We start from the raw sequence: 26182 nt of genomic DNA, 5'->3' as shown, positions 1-26182 counted from the left end.
CCATGTCAGCACCTCCGCTGCTGGCGCTGCGCGGCATCTTCAAGCGGTACGGCGCGGTGCAGGCCCTCGCGGACGTCGACCTGGAGGTCCGCGCCGGTCAGGTCGTGGCGCTCGTCGGGGACAACGGGGCCGGCAAGTCCACCCTGATCAAGGTGATCGCCGGGGTCGATCCGGCGGACGAGGGCGCCATCGAATGGCAGGGCCGGCCGGTGCAGATCACCCGGCCGCACGAGGCCCAGGACCTGGGGATCGCCACCGTCTACCAGGACCTCGCCCTGTGCGACAACCTCGACGTGGTCGGCAACCTCTTCCTCGGCCGGGAGATCCACCGGGCCGGGCTGCTGGACGAGGTGGAGATGGAACGGGTCACGCTCGGTCTGCTCGACACCCTGGCCATCCGGCTGCCCAGTGTGCGGCTGCCGGTGGCCTCGCTGTCCGGCGGCCAGCGGCAGACCGTCGCCATCTCCCGTTCGATGCTCGGCGAGCCGCGGCTGGTGCTGCTGGACGAGCCGACCGCGTCGCTGGGCATCGAGCAGACCGCCCAGGTCCTCGACCTCGTCGAGCAGTTGCGGGAACGCGGCCTCGGGGTGCTGCTGATCAGCCACAACATGGGCGACGTGAAGGCGGTCGCGGACTGGATCGCGGTGCTCCGGCTGGGCCGCAACAACGGCTTCTTCGACGTGACCACCACGTCCCACGAGCAGATCATCTCCTCCATCACCGGGGCCACGGACAACGCGGTGTCCCGCCGCGCGGCGCACGGGGAGACGGGGCGATGACCCGGCAGCGGGAGAGCGCGGGCGCCGTGCGCGGTACCCGGTCGGCGCCGGGGCGGGCCGGCCGGAACCCGCTCGCGGCCCTCAAGCGCCGGTTCCACAGCGGGGAGCTGGGCTCGGTCCCGGTCGTCCTCGGGCTGCTGGTGGTGTGGATCATCTTCGAGAGCCTCAACGAGAACTTCCTCTCGCCGCGCAACCTGTCCAACCTGAGCGTGGACATCGTCGGCATCGGGCTGATCTCGACCGGGGTGGTGTTCGTGCTGCTGCTCGGCGAGATCGATCTGTCGGTCGGCTCGGTGAGCGGTCTGGCCGCGGCCGGGTTCGCGGTGCTCAACGTCAACCAGGGTGTCCCGGAGGTGCCGGCGCTGGTCCTGGCCGTTTTCGCCGGCACCGTGATCGGGGCCGTGCAGGGGTTCTTCTTCGCGAAGGTCGGGGTGCCCGCGTTCGTGGTCACCCTCGCCGGACTGCTGGGCTGGAACGGGCTGATGCTCTACATCCTGGGCTCCGCCGGCACCATCAACCTCGACGACCAGGGCCTGCTCGCCCAGCTGACCGGCTACTACTTCACCCCGGTGGCGGCCGCGTACGGTCTGGCGGCGCTCGGGACGGCCGGCTACTTCCTCGCCTCGTACCAGGACGTGCGGCGCCGCCGGAGCGCCGGGGTGCCGGCCAGACCGCTCGGCGAGATCGTGCTGCGCACCGGGGTGCTGGCGGTCGTCTCGCTGGCCGCGGCGTTCGTGCTCAACCAGTTCCAGGGCCTGCCGCTGGCCCTGCTGATCTTCCTGGTGTTCCTGGTCGGACTCGACCACGTGCTGCGCCGGACGCCGTACGGGCGCATGATCTTCGCGCTCGGCGGCAGCGTGGAGGCCGCCCGCCGCACCGGCATCAACGTGGACCTGGTGCGGATCTCGGTGTTCATGGTCTCGGGGACGATGGCCGCGATCGGCGGGCTGTTCCTGGCCTCCCGGGTCACCTCGGCCACCCAGACCGCGGGGTCCGGCAATCTGCTGATGGACGCGATCGCCGCCGCGGTCATCGGCGGCACCAGCCTGTTCGGCGGCCGCGGCCGGACCTGGTCCGCGCTGCTCGGTGTCCTGGTCATCCAGTCGATCGCCTCCGGTGTGGCCCTGATGGGCATCCAGACCGCCGTCCAGTTCATGATCACCGGCGGGGTGCTGCTGGTCGCCGTGGTCATCGACTCGCTGTCCCGGCGGGCCCAGCGGGCGCACGGCCGGGTATGAGGCGCCCGTCCCCGCACGACGGCCGGCGGCCGGTTTCCGTTCTGCCGGTGCCGGACCGGACCGCGCCGCGCACCCTGGAGGTGTAGCGACGCGCACCGCCGGCCCGAGGAGAGGAGCGAGGCGATGCAGGAGACCATCACCGCAGGCGTGGACGGTACGCCGGAGTCGTCGGCCGCCGTCGAGTGGGCGGCCCGGGAGGCACAGCTGCGCAAGGCCCGGCTGCGGCTGCTGCACGCCTGGGTGCTGCTCGCCCCGGAACCGGCCGGGCCGCCCGGCGCGGAGAGCGACCAGAACTACTGGCCCCACCGGATGATGGACGAGGTGACCGGCACCGTCCGGGCCCGCTATCCGGACCTCCCGCTGGAGCAGGAGCTGGTGCCCAAGGACCCGCTGGAGGCCTTGGAGGACGCCGCCGGCCGGTCGGACCTGCTGGTCCTGGGCACCCGCGACCTGGGCCCGGTGTCGCGGTACGTGCTGGGTGAACTGGGCCTCCAGCTGATCGCCCGCACCACCACCCCCCTGGTGCTGGTCCGCACCCGGCAGGAGGCCGCGGTGGCCGGCCGCGTCGGTGACGTGGTGGTCGGGGTCGGCCTGCACGAACCGCACGAGCCGCAGCTGGCCTTCGCCTTCGAATGCGCCCAGCGGCACGGCGTCACCCTGCGCGCCGTGCACGGCCGGCATCTGCCGGCGTTCGCGTACAACCGGGGCGGCGGGGTGGAGCCGTACGCGGCCGAGGAGGCGGCCGCGGTGGCCCGCCAGGACCTGAGCCGGGCGCTGCGTCCCTGGCGGGAGAAGTACCCGGACGTGACGGTGGACGCGCGGGTGGAGCTGGAGAGCCCGGCGCCGGCGCTGCTGCACGACACCGCGGACGCCGCACTGCTGGTCGTCGGCCGCCGCCACCGCCATCTGCGGCCCGCACCGCGGATCGGCCACGTCGTGCAGGCGGTCGTCCACCACGCCCCGTGCCCGGTGGCGGTGGTGCCGTACGAGGGGAAGGGCGGATGATGACGACAGGGGCACCGAAGCGGAGGTGAACCATGGCGATCAGCGTCGAATGGCCGGTCCGGCTGCAGCTCGTCGAGGAGGGCGGCACGACCACGGCCCGTGTGGAGCTCCGTACCCGGGCCGCGACCTTCACGGGGCACGGCACGGCGCGGCGCAGTCCGCAGGACCGGGACGTGCCGGAGATCGGGGAGGAGATCGCGGCCGGCCGGGCGCTGCGGGACCTGGCCGGGCAGCTGCTGCGGGTCGCGGACGACGACCTGGAGGGCGCCGGTGCCGCACCGCCCCGGCACGAGACCCGCACCGCCTACGGCTGGACCGACGCACTGGCCTGAGCCGCGGTGGCGGTCCGTGCCCGGTCGTGGAAGGAGCCGGCCATGTCGGATGCCACGCTCACCGACCTCTACGAGGTGACCATGGCCCTGTCGTACGTCCGCGAGGGCATGGTGCGGCCGGCGACTTTCAGCTGTTTCGTCCGGAACCTGCCGCCGGACCGGGGTTTCCTGGTCGCGGCGGGTGTCGAGACCGTCCTGACGCATCTGGAGGGGTTCCGGGTCGGCCAGGAGGATGTCGAGGTGTTCGCCGAGGCGCTGCGCCGGCCGGCAAAGGACCTGGCGCCGCTGCTCGGCATGCGCTTCACGGGCGAGGTGCGGGCGGTGCCCGAGGGGAACGTGGTGCTGGCCGGTGAACCGCTGCTGGAGATCACCGCGCCGCTCCCCCAGGCCCAGCTGCTGGAGACGTACGTCCTCAACCAGCTCAGTCATCAGACCGCCCTGGCCTCCAAGTGCGCCCGCTGTGTGCTGGCCGCGCACGGGCGGCCGGTGGTGGACTTCTCGCTGCGGCGCACCCACGGCATCGAGGTGGCCCACACCGTGGCCCGGCTGGGCGCCATGGCCGGGTTCGCCGGCACCAGCAACGTCACCGCCGCGCACGCCCATGACCTGCCCGCGGTCGGCACGATGGCGCACTCGTACGTGGAGGCGTTCGGGGACGAGGAGGCGGCCTTCACCGCGTTCGCACGCTGCCATCCCGGGCCGGTGACCTTCCTGGTGGACACCTACGACACGGTGTCCGGAGTCGCCGCGGCGGCCCGGGTGCTGACCTCCCTGGGCCGTGGGAACGGCTCCGCGATCCGGCTGGACAGCGGGGATCTGGCCCGGCTCTCCCGGCAGGCCCGCGCGATGCTCGACAACGCGGGCCTGCCGCAGGTCCGCATCGTCGCCAGCGGCGGCCTCGACGAGTTCGCGGTGCACGACCTGGTGACCGCGGGGGCGCCGATCGACGTGTTCGCGGTGGGCACCCGGGTGGGGGTGAGCGCCGATGCGCCCTATCTGGACTCGGCGTACAAGCTCGTGGCGTACGACGGCCGGCCGGTGATGAAGCTGTCGGCGGCGAAGGTGAACGCCCCGGGCCGCAAGCAGGTGTTCCGCCGGCCCGGCTTCCTGGACGTCATCGGGCTGGCCGACGAGCCGCCGCCGGCGGACAGCCTGCCGCTGCTGGCGACGCTGATGCGGGCCGGCGAGCGCTACGGGCCGCGGGACCGGCCGGCGGACGCCCGGCAGCGGCTGGCCGAGGACCTGGCCGGACTGCCCGGGCCGGCCCGGCGGATCCGGTCGCCGCAGCCGGTGCGGGCGGTGGTGTCGCACCGGCTGGCCGTGCTGACCGAGCGGGTCCGACGGCGGACCGAGCGCGAGACGCTGGCGCCGTTCGGGGCGGATGCCTGACGGCCAGGGATGAGACGGCCCGACGCGCCCGGGGGCGCGCCCCCTCTCAGGCCCGTTCCGGGACGACCGCGACCGGGCAGTCGGCGTGGCACAGCGCGCTGTGGGCGACCCGGCCGAGCGGCAGCCCGAAGTGCCCGTGCCGGTGCCCCGCGCCGACGACGAGGAGGTCGGCCGCTGCGGCGCGGTGCACCAGCACCTTGTGCGCCGGCCCCTCGACGGTGGTCCGGCGCACCGTGACCGCCGGGTGCTCGGCGACCGCCTCCGCCAACGCGGCGTCGAGCTGCTCCGTGGCCTGCTTGTCGTGGTAGCTCTGCGCCTGGGCGGCGAGCAGCGGCGGGTCGTCGCTGCGTTCGTGCGGGGGGATGCGCCAGGCGCGGACGGCCTTGAGCAGACAGCCGCGGGCCGCGGCCTCCCGGAAGGCGAACCGGACCGCCTCGGCGCTCTCCGCCGGCTCGCCCACGCCGAGCAGGACGCTCCGGTGGCTGCCCGCCAGCCCCGCCCGGTCGCCGCGGACCACGATCACCGGGGACCGGGCCCGGGCCGCGACCGTCACCCCGACGGAGCCGAGCAGCCGGCCGAGCACCTCGCCACGGCCGCGTGAGCCCAGGACCAGCGCGTACGCGTAGTGGGCCTCGCGCAGCAGGGCGTCGACCGCCTCGTCGGGCAGGACCTCGGCGGAGACCTCGACGCCCGCGTTGCGGCAGCGGGCGCGCTCCGCGGCGGCGCCCGCGACGGCCTCGGCGAGCACCTGTTCACCGGGCGGTTCCCCGGCGTCCGGGCCCGATTCCGGTGGCTCGTAGTGCTCCCAGGTGGAGGCGTGCACGATCCGCAGCGGCAGCCCGTGCAGGGCCGCCTCGTCCACCGCCCAGTCCAGGGCCCGCAGGGCGGGGTCCGAACCGTCGACACCCACGACCAAGGGCCGTTCCATGTCCGCCACCGCCCTTCCCACGGTCGCCCGGCTCCCGGTGCGCCCTCCCATCGTCACCCCGCGTGCGGACGCCCGCCACGTCCGGACGCGCCCGCGGCTGCCGGGCGTGGTGCCATGGAAAGGACACCGACGCCCGGACCCGAGGGAACCGACGACGGACAGCGACGAACGGATGTCACGATGACCGGTGCACCGTTGCTCGCCACGGCCCTGCGCTCGCTGCGGGCCGTGGTCCTCGACACCGACGGAGTGATCATCGACTCCGCCCGGCTGCACGCCGCGGCCTGGAAGGACGCCTTCGACCCGTTCCTGGAGGCCACCGGCGGCCAGCGCCCCTTCGACCTCGTGGAGGACTACCTGCGGCACGTCGACGGCCGCTCCCGGCTGGACGGGGCGAGCGCCTTCCTGGCGTCCCGGGGCCTGGACCTGCCGCCCGGCGACCCGGACGACGCCCCCGGCACCGGCACGGTCCGGGCCCTGGCCGCCCGCAAGGAGCAGCTCTTCACCGCCGGCCTGCGGACCCACACCATCGAGGCCTGGCCCGGCACCGTGCGGCTGCTGGACACGCTGCGGCGGGCCCGGGTCCCGTGCGCCGCGGTCTCGGCGTCCCGGCACGCGACCGAGCTGCTGGCCGCGGCCGGGGTGCTGGCGCTGTTCCAGACGGTGGTGGACGGCAACGAGGTGCACCGGCTGGGCCTGCCCGGCAAACCGGACCCGGCGCTGTTCGTCGAGGCGGCCCGGCGGCTGGACGTGCCGCCCCGGGACACCGCCGTGGTGGAGGACGCGCTGGCCGGTGTCGAGGCGGGCCGGCGGGGCGGGTTCGGGCTGGTGGTGGGCGTGGACCGGACCGGCGGCCGGATCAGTGCGGCGGACCTGCGGCGGCACGGCGCCGACCTGGTCGTGGCCGACCCCGGCGAACTGCTGGTGGCCGGGGATTCCTAATGGAGATGTCAAGCGGCGGACGTGACGGGCGGTATGGGTTCGTAGCACCGTCCGTCACGCAGGAGGGCCCACAGGACATTGACCCGTCGGCGGGCGAGCGCGAGCACGGCTTGGACATGCCGTTTGCCTTCGGCGCGCTTGCGGTCGTAGAAGCGGCGAGACTCGTCGCAGCAGCGGATGCTGATCAGCGCGGAGGTGTAGAAAACGCGTTGGAGGCGTCGGCTGTATCTCTTGGGCCGGTGCAGGTTGCCGCTGATCTTGCCCGAGTCGCGGGCGGCGGGAGCGACGCCGGCGAATCCGGCGAGCCGGTCGGCGCTGTCGAAGGCGTCCATGTCGCCGCCGGTGGCCGCGATGAACTCGGCGCCCAGCAGGGGGCCGATACCGGGCAGGCTGGTGATCACTTCGGCGTGCCGGTGCTGGCGAAACCGGCCCTCGATGAGCTTGTCGGTCTCGGCGATCTTCTCGTTGAGGGTCATCACCTCCCTGGCAAGGGAGTGCACGACCTGGGCGGTGATCTTCTCGCCGGGAACGGCGGTGTGCTGGTTCTCGGCGGCCTGGACGGCTGCGGCGGCGAGCTGGTCGGCACCACGGACCTTGCGGTTGCGCAGCCAGGTGGCCAGCCGCTTGACGCCCGTGCGGCGGATGGCGGCCGGTGTCTGGTAGCCCGTCAACAGCACCAGGGGGCCGACGTTTGCGAGGTCGAGCTCACGCTCCAGGCCGGGGAAGATCCCGGTCAGGTGGCCGCGCAGCCGGTTGATGGCTCTCGTGCGGTCGTCGGCGAGGTCGCGGCGACGGCCGGTGAGGACCTTCAACTCGGTGACCAGCTCGTCACCGGGTCGCAGGGGCATCAGGTCCCGGCGGATGCGGGCCTGGCCGGCGATGACCGCGGCGTCCTTGGCGTCGGTCTTGCCGTCGCCCCGGTAGCCCTCGGAGGCCCGGTTGACGGCCCGGCCCGGGATGTAGAGCAGGTGCTGGCCGTGGTTGAGCAGGACCGCGATCACGAGGCCGGCTCCGCCGTCGGCCAGGTCGATGCCCCAGGCCGTCATCTCGCCCAGGCCCAGGACGTCGCCGAGGAGCTGGAGCAGCTCGGTCTCCTCGTTGGCCACCCGCCGGGACAGCAGCCGCTTGCCGGTGTCGTCGATCACCACGCAGTGGTGGTGGGTCTTCCCGGCGTCGATACCGGCCCAGATCGCTGTCACTCGCTTCTCCGCAGGTCGTGTTCGTACAGGCACCACGGACGACCTCGCTGTCGAGTCCCTACTGAGCGATCAGTGCCGCAATTCCTAATGAGCAGCCGAGTCGTCGTGGGGGCCGGGCGGCGAATCCTCGGCAGCCACGGATGGCAGAGAACTGAAAGCCACACCCGGACCCCCTGGGTGAGCCAACCCTACGAATGGCTCGCTCATCCCGATCAACAAGGCAGGGAGGACTGATGGCGCGCCCCTGGACCTGGTCGTACGAGGGCTACGAACCGGCGGGCGAGCGGCTGCGGGAGACGCTGTGCGCGCTGGGCAACGGCTACTTCGTCACCCGTGGCGCGGCGTGCGAGGTGCTGGGCGATCCCGTGCACTATCCGGGGACCTACGTGGCCGGCTGCTACGACCGGCTCACCTCCACCGTGGCGGGCCGGTCGGTGGACAACGAGGACATGGTCAACATGCCCAACTGGCTTCCGCTGCGCTACCGGATCTGCCCCGCCGACGCCGCTCCCGGCCCCTGGCTCTCGCCGGACCACCCGCATCTGACCGAGCACCGGCAGCTGCTGGAGCTGCGCAGCGGCACCCTGACCCGCACCTCGGCGTACACCGACGAGGAGGGGCGGCGGCTGGGCGTGGAGGAGCGCCGCCTGGTGCACATGGGCGATCCGCATCTGGCCGCGCAGCGCCTGTCGTTCACGGCCGACGGGTGGGCCGGTGCGGTCGAGGTGGAGGCGGCGATCGACGGCGGCGTGCGCAACGCCGGGGTGGCGCGGTACCAGGGGCTGGCCGACCAGCATCTGCGGGGCTGGGAGGCGGGCTCCGAACGGCCCGACACCATGTGGCTGACCTGCCGCACCACCGACTCGGACATCCTGGTCGCCCTGGCGGCCCGGCTGCGGGCCACCCCTGCCCGGGGCGTCACGCACCAGACCCGGCTCACGGTGCTGCGGGCCTTCCAGACCGTGGTGCTGCCGATCGGCCCCGGCGGCACCGCGGTCGTCGACAAAACGGTGGCGCTGTACACCTCCCGCGACCCGGCGATCGAGAGCCCCCGGCGCGCGGCGGTCGACTGCGTGATCCAGGCGCCGCACTTCCGGCAGCTGCTGGCGTCCCACCGGCGCGCCTGGGGGGACCTGTGGCGGCAGGCGAAGCTGGAGGTGCCCGGGGAGGCCGGCCAGATCCTGCGGCTGCACCTGTTCCACGTGCTGCAGACCCTGTCGCCGCACACCGCCGAACTCGACGTCGGGGTGCCGGCCCGCGGTCTGCACGGGGAGTCGTACCGGGGGCACGTCTTCTGGGACGAGCTGTTCGTGCTGCCGTTCCTGAACCTGCATCTGCCGCAGGTCTCACGGGCGTTGCTGGAGTACCGCTACCGGCGGCTGCCGGCCGCTCTCCACGCGGCGCGGGAGGCCGGCCGGGCCGGCGCGATGTACCCGTGGCAGAGCGCCGGGGACGGCCGGGAGGAGACCCAGCAGCTGCACCTCAACCCGCGCTCGGGCCGCTGGCTGCCCGACTACTCGCGGCTCCAGCACCACGTCGGCTCGGCCATCGCGTACAACATCTGGCAGTACGGACAGGCCAGCGGTGACGGTGACTTCCTGCAGAGCAAGGGCGCGGAGATACTGCTGCAGATCGCCCGCTTCTGGGCCTCGGCCACGTCCTGGGACGCCGGGCTGGGCCGGTACCGGATCCGCGGGGTGGTGGGTCCGGACGAGTACCACGACGGCTATCCGGGGGCGGCGCAGCCGGGCGTGGACGACAACTCCTACACCAACGTGACCGCGGCCTGGGTGCTGATGCGCGCCCTGGAGCTGTGCGACACGCTCCCCGAGGCGCACCGCCGGCAGGTCTTCGAACGGATCCAGCTCACCCCGGACGAGCCGGAACGCTGGGAGGACATCGCGCACCGGCTGCACGTGCCGCACCACCGCGGCATCATCAGCCAGTTCGCCGGGTACGGGGAGCTGGCCGAACTGGACTGGGAGGGCTACCGGCGGCGCTACGGCGACATCCGCCGGCTGGACCGGATCCTGGAGGCGGAGGGGGACACCGTCAACCGCTACCAGGCCTCCAAGCAGGCCGACGTGCTGATGCTCGGCTACCTCTTCTCACCGCCCGAACTCGCCGCCGTTTTCCAGCAGTTGGGCTATCCGCTCGACGACGACACCTGGCACGCCACCGTGGACCACTACCTGAGCCGGACCAGTCACGGCTCCACGCTCAGCGCACTGGTCCACGCCTGGGTGCTGACCCGGGTCCAGCGGCCCGACGCCTGGGCGTACTGCGAGGAGGCGCTGACCGGCGACGTGGCCGACGTTCAGGGCGGTACCACCGCCGAGGGCATCCACCTGGGCGCGATGGCCGGCACCCTGGACCTGGTACAGCGCGGTCTGACCGGGCTGGAGACCCGGGAGGAGGCCCTCTGGCTCGACCCGGCGCCGCTCCCGCAGCTGTCGAAGTTCGCGGTGCGCATCCGCTACCGCCGGCACTGGGACGTCGATCTGCGGATCCGCGCCGAGCAAGTGGGCATCGCCGTGCCGGAGTCGGACCTGCCGCCGGTCCGGGTCCGGCTGCGCAACCGGTCCTTCGTCATCCCGCCCGGCGCGACCCGCCGCATCGCCCTGCCCGACCTCTGACGCGCCCGGCCGTCACGAGGCGCCTCCGCCGGGCCCGGGAGGAGCCCGTCGAGCGCAGCGCGGCCGGCCCCACATCCCACCGAATTCGTTGCCGTGAAAGATCTGGACAACGAATTCCGCGGCAAGGTAGACAGTCAGTCATGGAATCAGGAGAAGGCGTCCCCATGGCCGCATCGCCCGGCGGCGATCTGTCGCAGACCGCGCGCACCCGCCACCGCCGGCTGCGCGAACAGGGCCGTACCGACCGCGCGGCGCTCGACGCCGTCCTGGCCGGGGGCTTCCTCTGCCACCTCGGCGTGCTGGTGGACGGCACACCCCTGGTCGTCCCCACGGTCTACGGCTCGGACGGCAGCACGCTCTACTTCCACGGCTCGGTCGCCAGCCGCAGCCTGCTCGCCGCCCCCCGGGCCGAGGTCTGCGTCACCGTGACCCATGTCGACGGCCTGGTCCTGGCCCGTTCCGTCTTCGAGCACGGCGTCAACTACCGCTGCGCGATGGTGTTCGGCACCCCGCGCCCGGTCACCGACCCCGAGGAGAAGCTGGCCGGGCTGCGCTGTCTGACCGAGCAGGCCACGCCGGGCCAGTGGGACTACGCCCGCCGTCCGAGCCGCAAGGAGCTCGCCGCGACCGCGCTGCTGGCGCTCTCCCTCGACGAGGCCTCCGTGAAGATCCGTACCGGACCGCCGGACGACGGCGACGGCCCCGACGCCGCCCTCGGCCTGTGGGCCGGAGTACTGCCGCTGCACACCACTTGGGGCCCGCCGGAGGCCGACCCGCTGCTGCCGCCCGGCATCACCCCGCCCGCCCACCTCACCGAACGGGCCGCGGGAGCGGCGCACAACGGGTGACGGACCCTTAGCGTGGGGGGATGGACGACACGGGACCGGCCGGACCGCCGCCGGACACCGACGAGGCGGACTTCCCCGCCCACGAGGCGGCACGGTGCGGTGTACTGGCCGAACTGGACGGCCGGATCGCCCGCTGCCGGGCCTGCCCCCGGCTGGTGGCCTGGCGCGAGCAGGTCGCCGCGCACCCCCGTGCGGCGTTCCGGGACTGGGAGTACTGGGGGCGGCCGGTCCCCGGGTTCGGGCCGCCGGACGCCGCCTTGGCGGTCGTCGGGCTGGCCCCGGCCGCGCACGGCGGCAACCGCACCGGCCGGATGTTCACCGGGGACGCCTCGGGTGACTTCCTGTTCGCCGCGCTCCACGCGGTGGGCCTCGCCTCCCAGCCCACCGCCACGCACCGGGACGACGGCCTGGAGCTGTACGGGGTGCGGGTGACCGCGCCGGTGCACTGCGCCCCGCCCGAGAACAAGCCGACCCCGGCCGAGCGGCAGACCTGCCGGCCCTGGCTGGCCGCCGAACTGGAGTTGCTCTCCCCGCAGTTGCGGGCGGTCGTGGCGCTCGGGGCCTTCAGCTGGCAGGCGCTGCTGCCCGTGCTCGGCGAGGCGGGCTGGCCGATCCCCCGCCCGCGCCCCGCGTTCGGCCACGGCGCCCAACTGACCCTGCCCGCCACCGGCCGGCGCCCCGAGCTCCAGGTCCTGGGGAGCTATCACCCCAGCCAGCGCAACACCTTCACCGGCAAGCTCACCTTCGACATGTTCGTCGAACTGCTCACCCGCGCCGCCGACCTGGCGGGACTGCCCGGCCCCTCCTCGCCCCGGCGACCGTGACACCCGGGATGCCCGCCCAACCGTGCACGCCCGTACGGGAGATGGCATCCCCTACGGCCGTCCCTTCCGGGCCCCCGGGCGTTGCCGCGGCTACTGCGCGACCGGACGGCGGCCACCGCGGCCGCGGCCCCGGCGCGGCGGCCGGCCCGCACGGGACCGGGTGCGCGCGGCCGGCGCCTTCGCGGCCGTGGGCTGCGCGGGCACCTCGATGGCGACCGCGACGCCGGACGGCTCGCGCGCGCCCGTGATGCGGACCAGCTCCTCGTCGCTGGACTTGAGCCGGGTGGTGGCCGGGGTGATGCCGGCGTCCCGCATCAGCCGGGTCATCTCGCGCTTCTGGTCGGGCAGCACCAGCGTGACCACCCGGCCGGACTCACCGGCCCGGGCGGTGCGGCCGCCGCGGTGCAGATAGTCCTTGTGGTCGGCCGGCGGATCGACGTTGACGACCAGGTCGAGCGCGTCGACGTGGATGCCGCGGGCCGCGACGTTGGTCGCCACCAGCGCGGTCACCTGACCGTTCTTGAACTGCTCCAGGGTGCGGTTGCGCTGCGGCTGGGTGCGGCCGCCGTGCAGCGCCGCCGCGTACACCCCGTTGGCCAGCAGCCGCTTGGCGAAGCGGTCCGCGGCACGCTTGGTGTCCACGAAGAGGATCACCCGGCCGTCGCGGGCCGCGATCCGCAGCGCGACGGCCTTCTTGTCGGTCTCGTCCGCGAGGTGCAGCACGTGGTGTTCCATCGTGGCGACGGCACCCGCCGACGGGTCGACGGAGTGCACGACCGGGTCGGTCAGGAACTGCCGGACGAGCCGGTCCACGTTGCGGTCGAGGGTGGCGGAGAACAGCATCCGCTGCCCGCCCGGCTCGACCTGTTCGAGGAGCGCCGTGACCTGCGGCAGGAACCCCATGTCGGCCATCTGGTCGGCCTCGTCGAGGACGGTCAGGCGCACCTGCCCGAGCACACAGTCGCCGCGCTCGATGAGGTCCTTGAGCCGCCCGGGGGTGGCGACCAGCACCTCGGCACCACGGCGCAGCGCGGCGGCCTGCTTGGTGATCGACATACCGCCCACCACGGTGGCGAGGCGCAGCTGCACGGCCGTGGCGTACGGCAGCAGTGCGTCGGTGACCTGCTGGGCGAGTTCGCGGGTGGGCACCAGGACCAGGGCGAGCGGTGCGCGCGGCGTGGCCCGCAGCCCGGCGGTGCGGGCCAGCATCGGCAGTCCGAAGGCGAGCGTCTTGCCCGAGCCGGTGCGGCCCCGGCCGAGGAGGTCGCGTCCGGCGAGCGAGTTGGGCAGGGTCGCGGCCTGGATGGGGAACGGCTCGGTCACGCCCTGCGCGGTGAGCGTCTTCTGCAGGGCCGCCGGCAGGTCCAGCTCCGCGAAGGACGCGACGGCGGGCAGCGCGGGGACCACCGGATCCGGCACGGTGAAGTCCCGCGGCGGGGCGGCCTGGCGGGCCGGGGCCGCCTTGCCCGCGGACTTGCCCGCGGACTTGCCCGGGGAGTTCCTGCGCCGGGGGTTTCCTGAACCGGCCGGCCGGGGCGTACCGGTGCGGTGCGGGCGTGCGGAGCGAGCCAAAGGGGATCCTTTCCAGGGCCTGGGACAGTACGGCGCCGGGGGCCGACGAGCCCCCATCCGGAAAGGCGTGAACCGGCCGGAAACAGCAAATGCGCCTGCGGATCATTCCCGTCAGGCGCACATCATGGTCATGGGTACCGAACTGCAACGCTGGAACCCTAGCACGTCGGCCGGTCACGGCCGTTCGATGCGCGGGCCGGCGCCCTTCATGCCCGCTCCTCCAGGTCGGCCAGCATCGCGTCGGCGAGGTCGCGTTCGGCGGCGTAGAACCGCTCGGACCACTTCAGCACCAGCGCCGGGCCGGACCGGGCCTCCTGGTCGGCGGCGGCCGCCGCGTCGGCCTCGGCGCGCTGCCGCATCGTCTCGGCGAACTCCCGGTGCCGGCCCAGGACTTCCCGCATCCGGTCGTCCTCCAGCAGATGGCCGAGCCACAGCCGCAGCATCACCCCGTGCTTGAGGACCGGGGGCTCCACCGGCGCCTCGCGGGCCCACCGGCGGGCCGCCGCCATCCCCTCGTCGGTGATCACGTAGACCCGCTTGTCGCGGTGGCCGGTCTCCTGGGCGACCGTCCGCGAGCTGACGTAACCAGCCTTCTCCAGGCGCTTGAGCTCGCCGTAGATCTGGCTGAAAGACGGGCTCCAGTAGAAGAAGCGCAGTGACCGGTCCGACCACTTCTTCAGGTCGTAGCCGGACAGCTCCTCGCCGAAGGAGAGCAGTCCGAGCACCGCCCAGCCGGTGGCCGGCAGCTCCGGCCGCTGGGCGTCGCCGGCGTCCGCCCCGTCCGGCTTCTTCTCCGTCACGTTCCGCAGTCTACGGTCCGGCGCCGCACCGCCCCCGCCGGGAAAACGCCAACTCCCTTGCGCCGGAGCCCCCCGGGGGCGGCGCGCGGTGCGGACCGCGGCCGGTCGGCCAATAGTGGAAAGGTGAGCATCCAGGGCCCGCGCGGGCACCGCTCAGTGGTCGGCAACGCGGTCCGTGTGACCGCCGCGACCAGCGTCGGCTTCTACCTCTGCCGCTACGGGCTGGGCCTGACCGTGATGGCGGTGTACGCGGCGTTCACCGCGGTGTCGCTGGGCGCGCTCGCCCGCATCCCCGGGTCCGGGCGGCAGCGCGCCGCGACCGTGCTCACCGCGGTCCCGGCCGGTCTGCTGCTGCTCACCCTGGGCACACTGCTGGCCGTACGGACCTGGGCCGCGGTCCTCGGCATGCTCGTCGTCGGCTTCGTGATCGCGTACGCGGGGACCACCGGGCCGCGGATCGCCGGGGCCGCCCCCGGTATGCAGCTGCTCTACATCCTGCCGTGCTTCCCGCCCTACGCCCCACAGATGCTGGGCCAGCGGCTGGCCGGTTTCCTGCTGGGCGCGGCCCTGCTGGCGGCCGCCCAGCGGTTCCTGCTGCCCGAACCGGACACCCCGCCGTTCCGCCGGCTGCTGGCCGGGGCCGCCGACGCGGCCGCGGATCTCGCGGACCTGCACGGCGCACCGGCTCCCGGACCGCTGCTCGACCGGGCCCGGGCCGCCGCCGACGCGCTGCGGCCGTCCCGGGTCCCGCCGGCCGACCTGCCCGCCTCCCCCACCCTCGCCCACAAGGCCATGTGGCACGCCGCCGAGGCGGTCCGCACCCTGCTGGCCCGGCTCGACGCCCTGCACACCGCCGAGGGCGCACACCGTGCCTACCGCCCCGAGACGGTCGCCCTGCTGACCGGCATCGGCGACGCCGCCCGGGGCAGCGCGCGGGCGCTGGGCGACGGCCACCGGCTACGGCCCGGGCAGGGCCCGTCGGCCGCTGATCTGGAGCGCGAGCTGGGGCCCGTACGCACCCAGCAGGCCCTGGACACACTGGAGCGGCTGGGCGCCGACGACCGGCTGGTCTATCTGCGCCGCCGGTCGCTGGTGGTGCAGGCCGCGGACGCCACCGTCGTCCTGGTGCTGGCCACCCGGCTGCTGGGCGGCGACCGCAGCGTCGACCGGGACGCCGCCGGGCACGCCTTCGGCTACGCCCGGGCGCACACCCCCGGGCTGTGGTGGCTCCGGCTGACCAGCCATCTCACCCCGCGCTCGGTGATCTTCCAGAACGCCTGCCGGTTCGCGCTCGGGCTGGCCGCGGCCCGGGCCGTCGCCGGGGTGCTCGACCTGCAGCACGGCTTCTGGGTGCTGCTGGCGACCCTGACGCTCACCCGGACGACGAGCCTGGAGACCCGGTCCGCGGTCCGGCAGGCGCTGCTGGGCACGCTGGCCGGCGCGGTGCTGGCCGGCGGACTGCTGGCCCTGGTGGACGACCGGGCGGTGGTGTACGCGGTCCTGCTGCCACCGGTGATGCTGCTGGCGTTCGCGCTGGGGCCGCTGCGCGGGCTGGCCTGGGCGCAGAGCGGATTCACCCTGGTCGTCGCCACGCTGTTCGCACAGGTCTCCCGGGTCACCTGGCACCTCGCGCCGGTCCGGCTGACGGACGTACTGGCCGGCAGCGTCATCGGGCTGGCCTGTGGGCTGGTGGCCTGGCCGCGGGGCGCCGGGAGCGAGGTGCGGCGCAGCATGGCGGCGCTGAGCGCGGCCGTCGCGGAGTCCATCGGGCGGACCGCCGCCCGCGTCGTGGACCGTCCGGCGGCCGGCGGCACCGGCGGCGGGGCGGCGGCGCCGGGCGGGCCGGGCGCCGCGGGGCGCGACGCCGAAGCGGACATCGGGGCGATCAACCGTGCGCTGGCGCTGGCGCGGGAGAGCCTGGCCCAGTACCAGAGCGAGCCGCGGGAGCACACCGCCCGGCAGCCGGACTGGCCCGCGGTGCTGGCCGCCGCGGCGGACGCCCGGCGCGGCGAACGGCTGCTGCCCGTCCGCCCGGGCCGGATCACCCACCGGGAGACCGGGGACTGGCTGCGGCGGGCGGCGGAGGACACCGCGGCCGGCTACCGGGCGCTCGCGCTGCGGCTGGGCGCCGACCACACCGCGCCGCCGGACGGCGCCCCGCCGCCGCTGGACGTCCGCGGCCTGCTGGCGGTGGTCCGGCGGATCCCGCCGGACAGCCCGGACCGGGCGGCCCGGGCGCTCGCCGCGGCGCTGCTGCTGGACTCGGTCATCTGGCTGGACGCGCTCACCACGGACCTGACCCGCATCCGGGAGGAGATCTGACCGGGCGGGTAGGTGATTGTCTCGGCCGCGATCCGGCCCGCGGCGTCCTGCGGCGGGATGTCCTCGACGCCGCCGAAGAAGGCGTCCCGCGGCAGGCAGGTCTGCTCCCTGCGCAGCCCGTCCGGCGACGGCACCTCGACCGTGGGTGCGGGCCGCAGCTGGGCCGCCGCGTGGGCGAGGTGGTCCGGCACGGCCTACTCCAGCAGCCCGGCCACCACGCGCAGGTCCGAGACCAGACCGGCGTAGGCCTCGGCGCGGTCGTCGGAGCGCAGGACGGACGAGGGGTGGACGGTGGCCACCTTCAGCCCGCGCTCGCTCTCGATCGGTGCGCCCCGCTCCTTCGTCACCCTGAACGAGGAGCCGAGGAGGGTCTTGGCCGCCGTGGCGCCGAGCACCACGATCACCTCCGGGTCGAGTCGGGCCAGTTCGGCGTTGAGCCAGGGCCGGCAGGCGGTCAGTTCCCGCAGGCTCGGGGCCTTGTGGATGCGGCGCTTGCCGCGGGCGGCGACGGTGAACTTGAAGTGCTTGACGGCGTTGGTGAAGTACGCCTCCCGCTCGTCGAGCCCCACCTCGTCCATCGCCTTGCGCAGCAGCCGTCCGGCCGGGCCGACGAACGGCTCGCCCTGCCGGTCCTCCTGGTCACCGGGCTGTTCCCCGACGAACACCGTCCGTGCCGAGGCGCTGCCCGCGCCGAAGACCGTCTGGGTCGCGTCACGGAAGAGCGGGCACCCCCGGCAGTCGGCCGCGGCCCGCCGCAGGGCCGTGAGGTCGCCGCGGGCGGGCAGGTACGGCGTGGCGTCGTACCCCTCCCCGGCCTCCGTACGCTCCTCCACGGGCGGCACCGCCTTCCCCATCGTGGGCCGCCGCGCTTCCGGCGGCCCACGCAGACGGGTTCCCGGGCCGGGCCGCGGTTAACGCCCTGGCAGCGGTTTTGCACCGGATGCCCGGTGGCCGGCGGGTGCCCGCCCCGGGTGCGGATGGCCCTGCCGGAACCGATCCTGAAGCAGTGGAGTGGCGTGTGACGTGTGACCTCCCGCCGCTCGGGCACCCGCCGGGGCAGGAGCCCGAGGGCGACCGCAGCGGGCCCGGTCCCCGGGGCCGGGCCCAGGAACGAACCCGACCAAGGCAGCGTGTCGCGGTACGGCCGTGACAGCGGAACGGACACACATGAGCAACGGATTCATGGGTCCGGAGGGTTACGGCCCGGACCCGTTCGGTGAATTCCTCGCGCGCTTCTTCGGCAGCGCCGCGAAGCCGGGAAGCGGCGAGACGGGGCGGTCGCTGCCCCGGCAGGCGGACATCGCACGCCTGATGAGCGGCCCCGCCCGGGACCTGGTGACCTCCGCCGCCGCGTACGCCGCCGAGCACGGCAGCACCGAGCTCGGGACCGAGCACCTGCTGCGGGCGGCGTTGTCCGCGGAGCCGACCCGGAGCCTGCTGCGGCAGTCGGGCGCGGACCCGGACGCGCTGGCGGCGGAGATCGACCGGAGCGCCGGCAGCGGGCCGCGGCAGTCCAGCGTGGCGGTGACGCCGGCGGTGAAGCGGGCGCTGCTGGGCGCGCACGACCTGGCGCGGGACCACGGCGCGTCGTACATCGGCCCGGAGCACGTGCTGGACGCGCTGGCCGCCAATCCGGACTCGGCGGCGGGCCGGATCCTCAACCTCGCCCACTTCGACCCCAACGCCGCGGCCCCGGGCGGTCACGGCCCCTCCTCGCACCACTCCGGGGGCGAGCACGGCGCCGCGCCCAAGCACGACACACCGACCCTCGACAAGTACAGCCGCGATCTGACCGATCTCGCCCGGGCCGGCCGGATCGATCCGGTGATCGGCCGTGAGGAGCAGATCGAGCAGACCATCGAGGTGCTCTGCCGCCGGGGGAAGAACAATCCGGTGCTGGTGGGCGACGCGGGCGTGGGGAAGACCGCGATCGTCGAGGGGCTGGCCCAGCGGCTGGCCGACGGCGACGTGCCGGACATCCTGGCGGGCCGCCGGGTGGTCGCCCTGGACCTGACCTCCGTGGTGGCCGGCACCCGTTACCGCGGTGACTTCGAGGAGCGGATGAACGGGATCATGGAGGAGGTCCGGGCCCACCCGGACTCGCTGATCATCTTCATCGACGAGCTGCACACGGTCGTCGGGGCCGGCGGCGGCAGCGGCGACGGCGGTTCGCTGGAGGCGAGCAACATGCTCAAGCCCGCCCTGGCCCGCGGCGAGCTGCACGTCATCGGCGCCACGACGCTGGAGGAGTACCGGCGGTACATCGAGAAGGACGCCGCACTGGCCCGCCGCTTCCAGCCCATCCTGGTGCCCGAGCCGACGGTCGCCGATACGGTGGCGATCCTGCGCGGCCTGCAGGACCGCTACGAGGCCCACCACCAGGTGCGGTACACCCCCGAGGCGCTGCTCGCCGCCGTCGAGCTCTCCGACCGCTACATCACCCAGCGCTTCCTGCCCGACAAGGCCATCGACCTGCTCGACCAGGCCGGTGCGCGGGTGCGGCTGCGCTCGGGCACCAAGACCACCGATGTGCGGGCGCTGGAGCGCGAGGTGGAGCAGCTGGCGGTGGACAAGGACCAGGCGGTGGCGTCGGAGCAGTACGAGCGGGCGACCGAACTGCGGGACCGGCTCGCGGAGCTGACCGCGCGGATCGAGGCCGCCCAGGGGGCGGTGCCGAGCGGGGACGGCCGGATCGTGTCGGTCACCGGCGAGGACATCGCCGAGATCGTGTCGCGGCAGACCGGTGTGCCGGTGAGCAGCCTGACCCAGGAGGAGAAGGAGCGGCTGCTGGGGCTGGAGGACCGGCTGCACACCCGGGTGATCGGGCAGGACGACGCCGTCACGGCGGTCTCCGAGGCGATCCTGCGGTCGCGGGCCGGGCTGTCCGACCCGAACCGCCCGATCGGCAGTTTCCTCTTCCTCGGCCCCACCGGGGTGGGCAAGACGGAGCTGGCCCGGGCGCTCGCCGAGGCGCTGTTCGGCAGCGAGGACCGCATGGTGCGGCTGGACATGAGCGAGTACCAGGAGCGGCACACGGTCAGCCGGCTGGTGGGTGCGCCGCCCGGATACATCGGCCACGAGGACGCCGGCCAGCTGACCGAGGCGGTGCGGCTGCACCCGTACTCGCTGCTGCTGCTCGACGAGGTGGAGAAGGCCCACCCGGACGTCTTCAACATGCTGTTGCAGGTGCTGGACGACGGGCATCTGACGGATTCCCAGGGCCGCACCGTCGACTTCAAGAACACCGTCATCGTGATGACCAGCAACCTGGGCTCGGAGGCGCTCAGCGGCGGGCGCGGAGTGCTGGGCTTCGGCCCGGACGTCTCGGGGCCGGAGGCCGGTGACGGGGCCCGGGAGCGGGCGCTGGCCAGTCTGCGCGAGCACTTCCGCCCGGAGTTCCTCAACCGGCTCGACGAGATCATCGTCTTCCGCCGGCTCACCGACGAGCAGCTGCGGCAGATCACCGGCCTGCTGCTGGCGGGCACCCGGCGCCGGCTGCACGCCCAGGACATCTCCGTGGAGTTCAGCCCCAAGGCCGTGGACTGGCTCACCCACCGCGGCCACCAGCCCGAGTACGGGGCCCGGCCGCTGCGGCGCACGATCCAGCGCGAGGTCGACAACGCGCTGTCGCGGCTGCTGCTGGACGGTGCGCTGTCCGCGGGCGACGAGGTGCACGTGGAGGTGGCGGACAACGAGCTGGCGTTCCGCATCAACCAGCCCGAGAGGACGTAGCGAACCGGGGCAGAAGCAGAGGGGGCAGCCTTCGGGAGAGCGTGGCGAAGGAGCGGACGGACGGAGGGAGGACCGGTGAAGCCTCTGGGGCCGCGTCAGACGTCGTCGGGCCGCAACGAGTCGCCGGAGGAACGGGCCGACCGGCGGTGGATCGAGCTGCTCCAGGAGGTGCGGGTCATCCAGACCGGGGTGCAGATCCTCTTCGGCTTCCTGCTCACCGTGGCCTTCACCCCGCGGTTCCCCACGCTCAGCCACACCGACCAGCTCATCTACGTGGTGACGGTGCTGCTGGGCGCGGCCACCACGGGCGCGCTGATCGGCACGGTGACGTTCCACCGGCTGGTCACCGGTCACCGCCTCAAGCCGGAGACGGTGGTGTGGGCGTCGCGGCTGGCCCTGGTCGGCATCGTGCTGCTGCTGGCGACGGTCGCGTCGGCGCTGCTGCTGATCCTGCGGATCGCGATGCACGACGCGTACGTGCCCTGGATCGTGACGGGGGTGGTCGTCTGGTTCGCGCTCTGCTGGTTCGCGCTGCCGGCGTGGGCCCTGCACCGGTATTCGTCGAAGGAGTGAGCCCGCCCGCCCCGGGCATCCGGGGGCATGATGGTCACGGGGGCAGGCCGAGGGGAGGTTTTCCGTGACGCAGAACATCTGGGGTTACCAGGACAGCGTGGGGTACGTGTCCGGGACCGATCTCACGGGTTTCGCGGTCGAGGCGATCGACGGCACCGTCGGGACGGTCGACGAGCACTCCGACGAGGCCGGGGCCAGCTATCTGGTCGTCGACACCGGGGTGTGGATCTTCGGCCGGGAGATCCTGCTGCCGGCCGGGCTCATCTCCTCGATCGACCTGGACCGCAGCACGATCTACCTGGCGTGCACGAAGAAGGACATCGAGGACGCCCCGGAGTTCGAGAGGGAGAAGCACATCGGGGACGACGAGTACCACCGGATGCTCGCCGGCCACTACGGCGCCCCGCACACCTGACCCGTCCGGCGGGCGGACGCCGACGGGCGCGGGCCGGGACCCGATCGGGGTCCCGGCCCGCGCCCGTGGCCGGCTTCTGCGGCCGGTTACGCTCCGGCCGGTGCCGGACCTACCCGGCGGGGACGGCTGAGCAGCGCCGCCCCGGCCAGGCCCGCGCTGACGATGGCGAGGGCCACGGCCAGCAGTTCGGGCCACATCCCGGTCTCGCCGAGACCGCTGCCCAGGGGGGTCAGTACGCCCGCCCGGGACAGCGCGTGCAGCGCGATGATGACCATGGCCGCGGCGGCGCTGACCGTCCAGACGAGGGCGGTGTCCCGCATCGCCAGCCAGCCGGCCAGCAGCAGGTAGACCACGGCGATGGCCATCGACAGCCCGGCGGTCGCCTGGGCGCCCTCCACGTGCGCGGAGTGCACCGGCAGGTGGCTGAGCCCGCACAGCGCCAGCGCGGCCGCGGCCGGCCAGCGCAGCACGGACCGCAGCACACCGGCCACCGCGTAGCCCGGCTGCCGGGGGTCGTCGTGCCCGGCGTGCGGCTGGGCCCACGCCGGCTGCCCGCCCTGCTGCTGGCCGGCTGCGGGGCGGGCCCAGGGGGTGTGCTGCTGCGGCTGCTGGTGCGCCGCCGTGTCGGGCCGGCCGCCCGCTCCGACCGGGTGGCCCGTGGGGCCCAGCGGACGGACGTCCGGGTCGAGGAACGGCATGGCGGTGGTGGGCTCGGGCTCGCCCGGACCACCACCGCCGGGGCCGCCGGGGCCCCCGGGGCCGGGGTCCGGCGGGAAGTGCGGAGGCATGTCGTACGGGTCGGTGCCGCCCTCCTTCGCCCGGTCGAACAGCTCGATGAGCTGCGCGACCTCCTCCACGGACCGGCCGACGGCCGCCGCGCGCAGCGCGTCGTGGCCGGCCGCAGCGGTCTGCGGGTCGCCCCGGAGCAGATCGAAGAGCTCCGCGACCTCACTCACCGGACGGGAAACGACCGCCAGCCGGAGGGCTTCGTCGCCGGGATTGGGAACGTCGCCGCTCCGGCGGAGCAGTTCCACGAGGGCGGCGACTTCCTCCAAGGGCCGATGGGTGACTGCCTCCCACAGAATCGTGCGGGCCGAATTCTTCTCAGGAGTGAGGGGCGGAATGTGCTCGCCGTGTTCTGTCGATGACAGTTCGGCGTCGCCCCCACAAATAGCTGGTTCGGATGTCATGGAGGACTCCACTGAACGATGGGAGCGTCAAACACCAGGAGCGCTGACACTCGGCGGACGTTGAGCTGCTGTGCTTCAGCCAACGTCCCTCTTCGGCGACGTCGCCATTCAGGAAGGCCATCCGGTGGAGACACGCCGGGAAGCCCGGGCGTGCCGCGTCCACGGGCGGAACGACGAAGGACTTCGCGGCGGCCGGCATTCTTTCCACCGGGGGCGGGATTTTCGAGGTGCCGGGGGCCGCCGGGCCTGATTCGCTGGTATCGGGCAGCTTCCCTACACAGTGCGAGGACAGACCATGAACGCAAGCGGAGAATCCCGTGCACGTATTCAGCAGATGCGGGACAAGGCGAGGGAATTGCAGGAGAGCGCGGAGCGCACCAGTGATCCGGAGGAACGCAAGCGGCTCCAGGAGAAGGCCCGCCGGCTGCAGTCGCAGAGCGAGCAGGAAAGCATGATGCGGGGCGGTGACATCTACCCCACGGAGTGAGCGGAACACACCGCAGCGACGGGACGCGGCCGGCGGGCCGCGTCCCGTCCGTTGTCCCCGGCAGGGCCGCCGGTGCCGTCACACGGTGAAGGGCTGCTGTTCCAGGAATGCCGGTCCGGGGTTTCCGGTCGTGTAGAGGTTGGGGCTTTGGGCGGGGGGCATACCGCGCTGGATGTCGCGGTGGAAGGCGCGGTAACCGCCGCGGAAGGTGCCGCCGTTCCAGACCTCCAGGAGGGTCCCGGTGAATCTCCCGTTGGTGTCGCCGTCGGAGGCCAGCTGATTGTCCTGGCAGGCGGCGAGGAGCACGGCATCGGCGCCCGGTTCGCGGCTCTTCCGGGCGCCGAGTTCCTGCTGGATCTCCTGGAAGAATTCCTTGTCGCGCCGGTAGATCTCGTACTGCCGGTCGGGCGGCATCAGCCGGGCGGTGTGCTCCCCGCCGCCCTGGTCCGGCATTTCGACGGCGGTGCCGCTGTGGCAGCAGTCGAGGACGACGAGGAGGCGGACGCCGCGGGCGAACCGGCCGAATTCCCGGTGCAGCTCGTCGTCGAGGAATTCCCGGTCGTACAGCACCAGCGTTTCGTCGAACCGGTCCGGCTCGGCGTCACCGCCGGTGGTGTTGGGGACCTGGCCGCCGTGCCCGGAGTAGGTGAACAGCAGGATGTCGCCGCTCTTGAGCGTCTTGGCGGCCTTCCGCAGTTCGGCGGTGACCCGCTCGACGGTGCCGTCGGGGGTGAGCAGGGTCGTCGGGGCGAAGCCGGCACCGCGGGCCAGCGCGGCCATGTCGCGGGCGTCGTTCTCGCAGGCGACGAGCCGGCCGTCCCAGCCGCCGTACCGGGCGGGATCGACCTGGTTGAGTCCGACGTGGAGGGAGAGGCCGGTGGGCATCGCGGGCTCCTTGGCAGCGGCGGGGGTCGGGGCGACGCCTGGATGCGTTCCGTGGCCGGCCGGCCGGTGAACGCGTCGGCCCGCCCCACCGCCTGAACGGTCCCCTGCGCGCGGACCGGCGGCCGGGCGGGGCACGGCGCGGCGGGCGCGGCTGTTGGAGTGGCATCCCCGGGGACGCCGCTCGGCGGGCCGTACCACCGGGAAGCGGTGGTCATATGACCGCACCAGATTCCTCCCGGGCCGGCCGGGCCACGACCGGCCCGGTCCCCGGCGGTGCCCTGGCGGACCGCGGCGGCTACGACGAGCTCTTCCTCGGCGTGCCCGTCCCGCTGCCGGTGCCGGCCGTCCCCGGGATGGAGACCGTGGTCCTGCCGTACACCCACTTCACGGTCCTGCTGCGCCCGGACCGGCGGCTGGCGGCGGCCACCGGCGTCTGCATCGACGGCCGGCTGCTGCCGTCGCACGTACCGCGGGAGGGCGGCTGGCGGTTCGACCCCAGGCTGCCCGAGGACCTGCAGGCCGGCAACGCGGTCTACCGGGACAACTCCCTGGACAAGGGCCACCTGGTGCGCCGGCTCGACCCGGTGTGGGGCGGGCCCGCGGAGGCCGCCCAGGCCAACGCGGACACCTTCCACTACACCAACGCCGCCCCGCAGGCCGACGTGTTCAACCAGGGCAAACGGCTCTGGGCGGGGCTGGAGGACCATCTGCTCGACCACGCCGCCTACGACCGCAAACTGGCCGTGCTGACCGGGCCGGTGCTGCACGACTCCGACCCGCCCTACCGGGGCATCCAGGTGCCGCTGCGCTTCTGGAAGGTGGCCGCGTTCCTCCAGGACGGTGCGCTCGCGGCCACCGCGTACGTGCTGGACCAGAGCCCGGACCTGACCCGGGACGCCGACCGGGCGCTCGCCGGCGCGGTGCCGGGCGCACCGCCGCCGCTGGGCGCCTACCGCACGTTCCAGGTGCCGGTGTCGGACGTCGTCGAGCTGACCTCACTGGACCTCGGCCCGCTGCCGGCCGTCGACCTGATGCCGGTGGTGCGCGCCCCCGAGGAGCGCTGGAAACGACTCGCGTCGCACGACGACATCGTGCTGCGGCGCGACTGAGCGGCGAGGGGAGACACCATGCGACCGAGCGTCGTCTACGTCCACGGCAACGGAAACAAGGTCCGCCGGGAACTGCTCAAGTCCCAATGGGACACCGCCCTGTTCGGCAGGGACATGGGCGAGGCGTCGCGGATGGCCTACTGGGCGCCGGTGCGCTATCCCGCGCCGCTGCCCGACCACCGGCCGGACCCGGTGGACGGCGGCCCGGGGCCGGTCGAGGGGGCTCCGGCCGGCCCGGCGGAGCGGGCCGCGGACGCCGTCCCGCCCGCCGAGGAGTTCGTGGCGCGGACCCTCGACGAGGCCCGGCAGGAGGCCGGCGACACCGGGCTGGAGGGGCGGGCGAGCCCCGACGAGGCCGCGCTGGCCGCCTGGCTGCGGGACATGACCTACCTCGCGGACACCCTCGCGCACACCGAGTCCGCCCCGGAGCCCGGGCCGGCCGACGAACTCCCGCTGGAGGCCGTGCCGCTGCCCCGGACGGGCCGCACCGCGCTGTTCCGGACGCTGGTGCAGCGCGCGTTCAAGGACGTCCACGCCTACTTCTTCGGCGGGGCGGGGCCGGCGATGCGCGCGGTGGTGCAGGAGGCGCTGGACGGCCTGGACGGCGGCCCGCTGGTCGTGGTCGGGCACAGCCTGGGCACCGTCATCGCCTACGAGGTGCTGCGGGAGCGGGCGCGCGACGTCGCGCTGCTGGTCACCGTCGGCTCGCCGCTGGCGATCACCGCGATCCAGGACCGGCTGGCCCGCCCGCCGGCCGTACCGGACGGCGTGGCGGCCTGGCGCAACGCCTCGGACCTGCGGGACCTGGTGGCGCTGGACCACACCCTGCGTCCCGAGTACGCACCGCAGGACCGGGTCACCGACCTGCTGGTCACCAACGACAGCCGCAACCACCATGACATCGGCGCGTACCTGTCGCAGCATCCGGTGCGCGAGCCGGTGCTGCGGATCTTCGGCGACGGTCCGGGGTAGGCCGG

At 73.9% G+C, this 26182-nt stretch carries 23 protein-coding genes; 16 read left to right on the top strand and 7 right to left on the bottom strand.

Features of this window, described 5'->3' with window-relative positions; genetic code table 11:
* Window positions 1–2 precede the first annotated feature (2 nt).
* The 5 genes from AB0G35_RS05965 (at window position 3) to AB0G35_RS05945 (ending at window position 4743) form a co-directional block, all read left to right on the top strand.
* Complete coding sequence (locus AB0G35_RS05965) at window positions 3–779, top strand: ATP-binding cassette domain-containing protein (RefSeq protein ID WP_360944335.1); 777 nt, start codon at window positions 3–5, stop codon at window positions 777–779.
* Window positions 776–2017, top strand: coding sequence for a sugar ABC transporter permease (locus AB0G35_RS05960; protein WP_360944332.1), 1242 nt, complete (start codon window positions 776–778; stop codon window positions 2015–2017). The genes AB0G35_RS05965 and AB0G35_RS05960 overlap by 4 nt, the downstream gene beginning before the upstream one ends.
* A gap of 123 nt (window positions 2018–2140) precedes the next feature.
* The gene (locus tag AB0G35_RS05955; protein ID WP_360944329.1) at window positions 2141–3022 is read left to right on the top strand and encodes a universal stress protein; all 882 of its coding nucleotides are present in this window, start codon (window positions 2141–2143) and stop codon (window positions 3020–3022) included.
* 32 nt (window positions 3023–3054) lie between these two features.
* On the top strand, window positions 3055–3354 hold the full coding sequence (locus AB0G35_RS05950; RefSeq protein ID WP_360944326.1) for a DUF1876 domain-containing protein: 300 nt from the start codon (window positions 3055–3057) through the stop codon (window positions 3352–3354).
* 42 nt (window positions 3355–3396) lie between these two features.
* Complete coding sequence (locus AB0G35_RS05945) at window positions 3397–4743, top strand: nicotinate phosphoribosyltransferase (protein ID WP_360944323.1); 1347 nt, start codon at window positions 3397–3399, stop codon at window positions 4741–4743.
* A gap of 46 nt (window positions 4744–4789) precedes the next feature.
* Here the strand turns inward: AB0G35_RS05945 and AB0G35_RS05940 are convergent, their stop codons facing one another.
* Window positions 4790–5671 carry a universal stress protein gene (locus tag AB0G35_RS05940; protein ID WP_360944320.1) on the bottom strand — a complete coding sequence of 294 codons (882 nt, stop codon included), beginning with the start codon at window positions 5669–5671 and terminating at the stop codon, window positions 4790–4792.
* Window positions 5672–5851: 180 nt separating this feature from the next.
* On the opposite strand from AB0G35_RS05940, the gene AB0G35_RS05935 reads away from it, so the two are divergent.
* Window positions 5852–6613, top strand: a complete 762-nt coding sequence (locus AB0G35_RS05935) for an HAD-IA family hydrolase (protein ID WP_360944317.1) — start codon at window positions 5852–5854, stop codon at window positions 6611–6613.
* An 8-nt stretch (window positions 6614–6621) separates the two neighbouring features.
* Here AB0G35_RS05935 and AB0G35_RS05930 read toward each other — a convergent pair whose 3' ends face one another.
* Window positions 6622–7812 (bottom strand): IS110 family transposase, encoded by a 1191-nt coding sequence (locus AB0G35_RS05930; RefSeq protein WP_360944313.1) that lies wholly within the window; start codon window positions 7810–7812, stop codon window positions 6622–6624.
* Between the two features lie 233 nt (window positions 7813–8045).
* Between AB0G35_RS05930 and AB0G35_RS05925 the strand changes: the two genes are divergently transcribed.
* From AB0G35_RS05925 to AB0G35_RS05915, 3 genes are all read left to right on the top strand, one after another.
* The gene (locus tag AB0G35_RS05925) at window positions 8046–10448 is read left to right on the top strand and encodes a glycosyl hydrolase family 65 protein (RefSeq protein ID WP_360944310.1); all 2403 of its coding nucleotides are present in this window, start codon (window positions 8046–8048) and stop codon (window positions 10446–10448) included.
* A 164-nt stretch (window positions 10449–10612) separates the two neighbouring features.
* Window positions 10613–11296, top strand: a complete 684-nt coding sequence (locus tag AB0G35_RS05920) for a pyridoxamine 5'-phosphate oxidase family protein (RefSeq protein ID WP_360944307.1) — start codon at window positions 10613–10615, stop codon at window positions 11294–11296.
* Between the two features lie 20 nt (window positions 11297–11316).
* The gene (locus AB0G35_RS05915) at window positions 11317–12120 is read left to right on the top strand and encodes a uracil-DNA glycosylase (protein ID WP_360944304.1); all 804 of its coding nucleotides are present in this window, start codon (window positions 11317–11319) and stop codon (window positions 12118–12120) included.
* A gap of 90 nt (window positions 12121–12210) precedes the next feature.
* Here AB0G35_RS05915 and AB0G35_RS05910 read toward each other — a convergent pair whose 3' ends face one another.
* Both AB0G35_RS05910 and AB0G35_RS05905 read right to left on the bottom strand, forming a co-directional pair.
* Window positions 12211–13692, bottom strand: a complete 1482-nt coding sequence (locus tag AB0G35_RS05910; RefSeq protein ID WP_360944301.1) for a DEAD/DEAH box helicase — start codon at window positions 13690–13692, stop codon at window positions 12211–12213.
* A gap of 206 nt (window positions 13693–13898) precedes the next feature.
* The gene (locus tag AB0G35_RS05905) at window positions 13899–14492 is read right to left on the bottom strand and encodes a PadR family transcriptional regulator (protein WP_360944298.1); all 594 of its coding nucleotides are present in this window, start codon (window positions 14490–14492) and stop codon (window positions 13899–13901) included.
* A gap of 123 nt (window positions 14493–14615) precedes the next feature.
* Between AB0G35_RS05905 and AB0G35_RS05900 the strand changes: the two genes are divergently transcribed.
* Entirely contained in the window at window positions 14616–16814 is a 2199-nt protein-coding gene (locus AB0G35_RS05900; RefSeq protein ID WP_360944295.1) for an FUSC family protein, read from the top strand.
* Window positions 16815–17008: 194 nt separating this feature from the next.
* Here the strand turns inward: AB0G35_RS05900 and AB0G35_RS05895 are convergent, their stop codons facing one another.
* Window positions 17009–17647: a UdgX family uracil-DNA binding protein gene (locus tag AB0G35_RS05895; RefSeq protein ID WP_360944292.1), complete on the bottom strand. Its 639-nt coding sequence runs from the start codon at window positions 17645–17647 to the stop codon at window positions 17009–17011.
* 334 nt (window positions 17648–17981) lie between these two features.
* Between AB0G35_RS05895 and AB0G35_RS05890 the strand changes: the two genes are divergently transcribed.
* The 3 genes from AB0G35_RS05890 to AB0G35_RS05880 all read left to right on the top strand — a co-directional run bounded on the left by AB0G35_RS05890 (window position 17982) and on the right by AB0G35_RS05880 (window position 21534).
* On the top strand, window positions 17982–20546 hold the full coding sequence (locus tag AB0G35_RS05890) for an ATP-dependent Clp protease ATP-binding subunit (protein WP_360944289.1): 2565 nt from the start codon (window positions 17982–17984) through the stop codon (window positions 20544–20546).
* 75 nt (window positions 20547–20621) lie between these two features.
* Window positions 20622–21119 carry a DUF6328 family protein gene (locus tag AB0G35_RS05885; protein WP_360944286.1) on the top strand — a complete coding sequence of 166 codons (498 nt, stop codon included), beginning with the start codon at window positions 20622–20624 and terminating at the stop codon, window positions 21117–21119.
* Window positions 21120–21183: 64 nt separating this feature from the next.
* Window positions 21184–21534 (top strand): PRC-barrel domain containing protein, encoded by a 351-nt coding sequence (locus tag AB0G35_RS05880; RefSeq protein ID WP_360944283.1) that lies wholly within the window; start codon window positions 21184–21186, stop codon window positions 21532–21534.
* Window positions 21535–21620: 86 nt separating this feature from the next.
* On the opposite strand, the gene AB0G35_RS05875 is transcribed toward AB0G35_RS05880, so the two are convergent.
* Entirely contained in the window at window positions 21621–22589 is a 969-nt protein-coding gene (locus tag AB0G35_RS05875; protein ID WP_360944280.1) for a hypothetical protein, read from the bottom strand.
* 430 nt (window positions 22590–23019) lie between these two features.
* Here AB0G35_RS05875 and AB0G35_RS05870 point away from each other — a divergent pair, with 430 nt between their 5' ends.
* A complete protein-coding gene (locus AB0G35_RS05870; RefSeq protein ID WP_360944277.1) occupies window positions 23020–23211 on the top strand; it encodes a DUF6381 family protein in 192 nt (63 codons plus the stop codon).
* Between the two features lie 78 nt (window positions 23212–23289).
* Here the strand turns inward: AB0G35_RS05870 and AB0G35_RS05865 are convergent, their stop codons facing one another.
* The gene (locus tag AB0G35_RS05865; RefSeq protein WP_360944274.1) at window positions 23290–24096 is read right to left on the bottom strand and encodes a caspase family protein; all 807 of its coding nucleotides are present in this window, start codon (window positions 24094–24096) and stop codon (window positions 23290–23292) included.
* 215 nt (window positions 24097–24311) lie between these two features.
* On the opposite strand from AB0G35_RS05865, the gene AB0G35_RS05860 reads away from it, so the two are divergent.
* Complete coding sequence (locus tag AB0G35_RS05860; RefSeq protein ID WP_360944271.1) at window positions 24312–25205, top strand: DNA/RNA non-specific endonuclease; 894 nt, start codon at window positions 24312–24314, stop codon at window positions 25203–25205.
* Between the two features lie 18 nt (window positions 25206–25223).
* A complete protein-coding gene (locus AB0G35_RS05855; RefSeq protein WP_360944268.1) occupies window positions 25224–26177 on the top strand; it encodes an alpha/beta fold hydrolase in 954 nt (317 codons plus the stop codon).
* The last annotated feature ends 5 nt before the right edge of the window (window positions 26178–26182 follow it).

The sequence above is a fragment of the Streptomyces sp. NPDC021749 genome (assembly GCF_040640655.1).
Taxonomy (GTDB): domain Bacteria; phylum Actinomycetota; class Actinomycetes; order Streptomycetales; family Streptomycetaceae; genus Streptomyces.
This window is presented reverse-complemented; position numbering and strand designations above follow the sequence as displayed.

What these genes read in the sequence shown, in the direction of transcription:
- AB0G35_RS05965 (WP_360944335.1), top strand. Translation starts at nt 3, where the DNA reads ATGTCAGCACCTCCGCTGCTGGCGCTGCGCGGCATCTTCAAGCGGTAC.
- AB0G35_RS05960 (WP_360944332.1), top strand. Translation starts at nt 776, where the DNA reads ATGACCCGGCAGCGGGAGAGCGCGGGCGCCGTGCGCGGTACCCGGTCG.
- AB0G35_RS05955 (WP_360944329.1), top strand. Translation starts at nt 2,141, where the DNA reads ATGCAGGAGACCATCACCGCAGGCGTGGACGGTACGCCGGAGTCGTCG.
- AB0G35_RS05950 (WP_360944326.1), top strand. Translation starts at nt 3,055, where the DNA reads ATGGCGATCAGCGTCGAATGGCCGGTCCGGCTGCAGCTCGTCGAGGAG.
- AB0G35_RS05945 (WP_360944323.1), top strand. Translation starts at nt 3,397, where the DNA reads ATGTCGGATGCCACGCTCACCGACCTCTACGAGGTGACCATGGCCCTG.
- AB0G35_RS05940 (WP_360944320.1), bottom strand. Translation starts at nt 5,671, where the DNA reads ATGGAACGGCCCTTGGTCGTGGGTGTCGACGGTTCGGACCCCGCCCTG.
- AB0G35_RS05935 (WP_360944317.1), top strand. Translation starts at nt 5,852, where the DNA reads ATGACCGGTGCACCGTTGCTCGCCACGGCCCTGCGCTCGCTGCGGGCC.
- AB0G35_RS05925 (WP_360944310.1), top strand. Translation starts at nt 8,046, where the DNA reads ATGGCGCGCCCCTGGACCTGGTCGTACGAGGGCTACGAACCGGCGGGC.
- AB0G35_RS05920 (WP_360944307.1), top strand. Translation starts at nt 10,613, where the DNA reads ATGGCCGCATCGCCCGGCGGCGATCTGTCGCAGACCGCGCGCACCCGC.
- AB0G35_RS05915 (WP_360944304.1), top strand. Translation starts at nt 11,317, where the DNA reads ATGGACGACACGGGACCGGCCGGACCGCCGCCGGACACCGACGAGGCG.
- AB0G35_RS05890 (WP_360944289.1), top strand. Translation starts at nt 17,982, where the DNA reads ATGAGCAACGGATTCATGGGTCCGGAGGGTTACGGCCCGGACCCGTTC.
- AB0G35_RS05870 (WP_360944277.1), top strand. Translation starts at nt 23,020, where the DNA reads ATGAACGCAAGCGGAGAATCCCGTGCACGTATTCAGCAGATGCGGGAC.
- AB0G35_RS05865 (WP_360944274.1), bottom strand. Translation starts at nt 24,096, where the DNA reads ATGCCCACCGGCCTCTCCCTCCACGTCGGACTCAACCAGGTCGATCCC.
- AB0G35_RS05860 (WP_360944271.1), top strand. Translation starts at nt 24,312, where the DNA reads ATGACCGCACCAGATTCCTCCCGGGCCGGCCGGGCCACGACCGGCCCG.
- AB0G35_RS05855 (WP_360944268.1), top strand. Translation starts at nt 25,224, where the DNA reads ATGCGACCGAGCGTCGTCTACGTCCACGGCAACGGAAACAAGGTCCGC.